At 70.4% G+C, this 4,517-nt stretch carries 6 protein-coding genes; 3 read left to right on the forward strand and 3 right to left on the reverse strand.

What is annotated here, in order from left to right:
- Together ACWGH4_RS31850 and ACWGH4_RS31855 are read left to right on the forward strand one after the other, a co-directional pair.
- A partial coding sequence (locus ACWGH4_RS31850; protein ID WP_453467002.1) for an AAA family ATPase occupies nt 1–488 on the forward strand: 488 nt, incomplete at its 5' end.
- Nucleotides 481–1,254, forward strand: coding sequence for an ABC transporter permease (locus ACWGH4_RS31855; protein WP_453467004.1), 774 nt, complete (start codon nt 481–483; stop codon nt 1,252–1,254). The genes ACWGH4_RS31850 and ACWGH4_RS31855, both read left to right, overlap by 8 nt.
- On the opposite strand, the gene ACWGH4_RS31860 is transcribed toward ACWGH4_RS31855, so the two are convergent.
- The 3 genes from ACWGH4_RS31860 to ACWGH4_RS31870 all read right to left on the reverse strand — a co-directional run bounded on the left by ACWGH4_RS31860 (nt 1,235) and on the right by ACWGH4_RS31870 (nt 4,086).
- Entirely contained in the window at nt 1,235–2,311 is a 1,077-nt protein-coding gene (locus ACWGH4_RS31860) for a phosphotransferase (protein WP_453467006.1), read from the reverse strand. The two genes, ACWGH4_RS31855 and ACWGH4_RS31860, sit on opposite strands and share 20 nt — an antisense overlap.
- 123 nt (nt 2,312–2,434) lie before the next feature.
- A complete protein-coding gene (locus ACWGH4_RS31865) occupies nt 2,435–3,157 on the reverse strand; it encodes an HAD family hydrolase (RefSeq protein WP_441266794.1) in 723 nt (240 codons plus the stop codon).
- Nucleotides 3,158–3,159: 2 nt separating this feature from the next.
- The gene (locus ACWGH4_RS31870) at nt 3,160–4,086 is read right to left on the reverse strand and encodes a GntR family transcriptional regulator (protein ID WP_159690384.1); all 927 of its coding nucleotides are present in this window, start codon (nt 4,084–4,086) and stop codon (nt 3,160–3,162) included.
- A gap of 225 nt (nt 4,087–4,311) precedes the next feature.
- Between ACWGH4_RS31870 and ACWGH4_RS31875 the strand changes: the two genes are divergently transcribed.
- The gene (locus ACWGH4_RS31875; RefSeq protein ID WP_167306843.1) at nt 4,312–4,479 is read left to right on the forward strand and encodes a hypothetical protein; all 168 of its coding nucleotides are present in this window, start codon (nt 4,312–4,314) and stop codon (nt 4,477–4,479) included.
- The last annotated feature ends 38 nt before the right edge of the window (nt 4,480–4,517 follow it).

A 4,517-nucleotide genomic window follows, 5' to 3' on the forward strand; every position in this document is an offset into this window, starting at 1 on the left:
ACCCGGAGGTCGTGTTCCTGGACGAGCCGACGACCGGCCTCGACCCGCGCAGCCGCCAGGAGCTCTGGCAGGTGGTCCGCGACCTCTCCCGCCGCGGCACCACGGTCTTCCTGACCACCCAGTACCTGGAGGAGGCCGACCGGCTCGCCGACCGCGTCGCCGTCATGGACACGGGCCGCATGGTGGCGCAAGGCACCGCCGCGCAGCTCAAGGCGGAGGTCGGCGGCCACCGCCTGGACGTCGTGTTCACCGACCGGGCCGCCTACGCACGGCACGAGCAACGCGCCGTGCACCGCTCCCCCGAGTCGCTCACGCTCGGCCTGCCGACCGACGGCACCGCCGTCGAGGTGCGGGCGCTGCTCGACGACATCGACCCGGATCGGCGGGACGTCTCCCGCTTCTCGCTGCACACGACGACGCTCGACGACGTGTTCCTGTCCCTCACCCGGACCGGCGCCGCTTCCCGGCAGGAGCCCACCCATGTCTGAGACGTCGGCCGCCGGGCGCCTGCTGACCCCAGCCCTGACCATGACCGGCCGCTGCGTGCGCCTCAGCCGCCGCGACGTCGACGCCGTCATCACCTCGATGGTGCTGCCCGTCATGCTGATGCTCGTCTTCGTCTACTTCTTCGGCGGAGCCATCAACACCGGTACGGAGTACGTCAACTACGTCGTGCCGGGCATCCTCGTGCTCTGCTCCGCCTTCGGCTCGTCCGGCACGGCGGTCCGGGTGAGCGAGGACATGAAGGGCGGCATCATCGACCGCTTCCGGTCCCTGGACGTCGGCGGCACGTCGATCCTGGCCGGTCATGTCGTGGCGAGCACCGTGCGCAACGTCTTCTCGACCGCGCTCGTCCTCTCCGTCGGCCTCGCCATCGGTTTCCGCCCGTCGGCCTCCGCGGCCGGCTGGTTCGCCGCGGCCGGCATCCTGTTGGCCTTCCTGGTGGCGCTCTCCTGGCTGTCCGCGGCGGTCGGCCTCATGGCGAGGACACCGGAAGCGGCATCCGGCTTCACCTTCTTCATGATGTTCCTGCCCTATCCGAGCAGCGCGTTCGTCCCCGTGGAGACCATGCCGTCCTGGCTCCACGGCTTCGCCGACCACCAGCCGGTCACGCCGCTGATCGAGTCCCTCCGCGGCCTCCTGCACGACGAGCCGGTCGGCACGGCACCGTGGACGGCGCTGGCGTGGTGCGGGGTGATCCTGGCGGTGGCGGTCGCACTGTCGGGGGTGCTGTTCAGGGCGCGGACACGCTGAACGACACCAGGGCGGTCATGATGCGGGGCACGTCCGGCGGCGGCCCCGAGCCCAGCGCGGAACGCCCCCGGGCGAGGACCGCCCGCAGCTTGTGCGAAGTCGCCTGAAGGGCACGCCAGTCGATGTCCCTCCGGGCCACCCCGAGGGCGGCGCGGATGACGTCGGTGTAGACGGACTGGGCCCGCTTGTAGCGCAGCAGGTGCGGCAGGTCCTTGCGCCATCCGCGCGAGCTGCCCGGCCGCGCCTCCTCGACCGCGTCCCGCCAGCGGCGCGCCACCGCCGCCTCCTGCTCCGCCGGATATCCCATCAGGTGCAGATGGGTGGCGAGGTCGTACAGCGGGTCGCCGAACATGGCCAGTTCCCAGTCGATCGTCCACAGCCGGCCGTCGCCGTCGACGATGAAGTTCTCCCGGTGCAGGTCCCCGTGCAGGAGGCAGAAGGGACGTCTGCTGAAGGAGCGCGTCCGCTCCACGAGCCGCAACAGTCCTTCCTCGGGCACGCCGAGCTCCTGGAACAGCCGCCCGTACACGGGCCGGTGCGCCTGGTGGACGCGCTCCTCCGTGAAGCGGATCAACCCTTCGGCGAACGCGCCGCAGTCCCCGTCGGCGGCGCCTCCCGCCGCATGGGCCGGTTCCTCCGGCGGCAGCGCGGCCGTGGGAACGGCCGCGAGCTCGCGGAACAGCCGCTCGATCTGGGCGACATGAGCCTCCTGGACAGCGGTGCCCGGACGCCCGTGCAGGGCGAGCGTCGATCCCTCGATGAACCGCTGGAGGCCGATGTCGTCGACCACGATGATTTCCGGGACGCTGGAGACATGACCGGCCAGAGCGCGGACCAGCGCCCCTTCCGAGGGGAAGGAGCGCCGGTCGAAGCGGAGGATCCCCTCGCGGGGCTCCCGGCACTTCCACCGGACCGTCCCGGCGCCGCCCGCCGGATGGGGCAGCGGGAAGGCGTAGGTCTCGTGGTGGTACCCCTTGAGCGGCCCTTCGATCAGCGCCTCGCCGGCGCTGAGCCGCACGGCCTGCTGCCACACCCTCGCCGAAGGCTCGGCCGTCATGCTCGCTGCCCCCGTGTGAATGCGGCCGCCTCCTCGTTCACGGACCTCCCCTGGGTGGTGCGGTCCTCCTCCACAAGCACGGTACAACTGCCGTGCCGCCGTGGGTCTTCGGCCGCGACCGCCTCAGACGAACGGAAGGAACTCCGCCATCCCGGAAGCGATCAGCGGCACACCGGCCTCCCGCAGCCGTCGCCTTCCCCGCTCGGACCGGTGGTACCCGTAGAACGGCATTCCCACTTCCCGGGCGGCCCGGAAGTCCGTACCTGTGTCGCCGATCATCAGGTGCCGGTCCACGGCGACTCCGCGCAGCATGGCCTCCCTGAGCGGCGCCGGATGGGGTTTCATCAGCAGCGCGTTCCGGCCCCGGCCGACCACCGGGCCCTCGAAGCAGTGGCGCACGGACATGCGCGCCAGGATCCGTGTCGCGGCGTCCACGTGGTTGTTCGTCGCGATGGAGAGGGTCCTTCCGGACGCGTGGCACGCCTCGATGAAGGCGGCGGCGCCGGGTGTGGGCGTCGCCGACTCGGCGGCCTTGCGCTCGTAGGCGTCGAGTTGGTCGTGCATCTTGGCGACGGTCTCCGCCCAGCCGCCGTCGCCGTTGTTCCTGCGCATCTCCGCGGTGTGCCCGTACAGGAGGGCGATCGGGTCGGAGCAGCCGCGCAGTTCCTCGACCAGGCAGCCGTCGCGTTCGGCGATCTCCCACAGCTCGTGGGCGATGACGGCCGCGGGCTCTTTGGCGAAGACCCGCGCGATCGGGCCGTCCAGGTCGAACACGATGCACCGGGCCCGGGAGAGCATCTCCCGCATCGCGTCGGGGACCGCCACGGATGTGGTGACAGATGGCACGGTCAGAAATCCGCCTCTTTGGCCTGGTGCTTCCACATCGAATCGAAGAGGTACTGGAACGCCCGCACGATGCCGACCTGCTCGGGTGTGGAGTCGGCGGCCGCACGGAAGGGGAACAGGGTCGCCCCGGTGCCGTACGCGTCCAGGATCGTCACCTCCTCACCGTCCGGAGGGACGGTGATCGTCCCCAGCTCCGGCGGGTAGAAGCCCTGGAGCGCCAGCCGGCGGTTGAGGATGTACAGCTTGAGCTGCGGCGCGAACGGGACCAGCCGGACCTCGACGGAGACCTCGGACACCAGTCCGCGGTCGCGCAGCTCGTACAGAGACTGGCTGAGCATGGACGCGTGCGCCTGGAGAATGCCTCGCAGCCGGCGCCGTACTCGGGGGTCGTCCCGCCCGTCCTTCAGCCGTGGGATCGCCAGGACGGGGGAGTCGGTGTCCGGGAGCATCAGCCGGGCGCTGATGCTGCGCGGGGGACGGATCTCGCCGTCCATGATGCGGGTCTTCTGGGCGGACACCCTGGCCGCGAGGGTCTCCGTGGTCATCGAGAAGACGTCGAGGGTGACCTCCGTGGCCTCGAACGCCTCTTCCAGGTAGGGCGCGAGCACCACCGGCGGGACGCGCTCGGAGACGACCGCCCACACGTCCTCGCCGTCGCCTGCGCCGGTCTGCGCCGGGATGCTGCGCTCGCTCCGGCTCACGAACGTCCCGCTGCCCTGCCGCGACTCGATGAGCCCCTGCTCCCTGAGGACCTCGATGGCCCGGTTCACCGTCGCCCGGGACACACCGAATCGGGAGACCAGCTCGCTCTGGGTGGGCAGACGGTCGCCCGGCCGGCGCGTCCCGTCGTTGATCTCCCTGCGCAGGGCATCGGCGACCGACAGGTACCTGTGCGTGTGGTCTCGCGGGACAGATCCATGACTCGTCACGCCGCAACCTTACAACTGACGTACAGCCATGGAGAGATGCCTCGCACCGACCCGACAAGAAACAAGCAACCAGACAAGTTTGCGACCATGCCCCCAGGGGGCATCACTCACACAGGTCAACCAGACGAATTTGTACGGCAGTTGACCCAACGTCCGGTCCAGTTGTCAGCCCCGCAGCACAACGGAGTGCGAGCCCGGCGCCTCTCCCTCGAAGGAGTGATCCCCATGCCTCTCATCACCCTCCTCGCCGAGCAGTACGTGCAGCTGCGGTACGGCTTCGTCGCCGCCCTGGGGCTCGCCCTGCTCGCGGTCGGCATCAAGGCGGAGAACGCGGCCTGCGCCGGCATCGGCAGCTTCCTGCTGATCGCTCCGGCAGTCAGCACGGGGCCCTGACGGCGCTCGTGTTCGACGGCTGATCAGCCGTCGAACAC

The sequence above is a fragment of the Streptomyces sp. NPDC054847 genome (assembly GCF_053610925.1).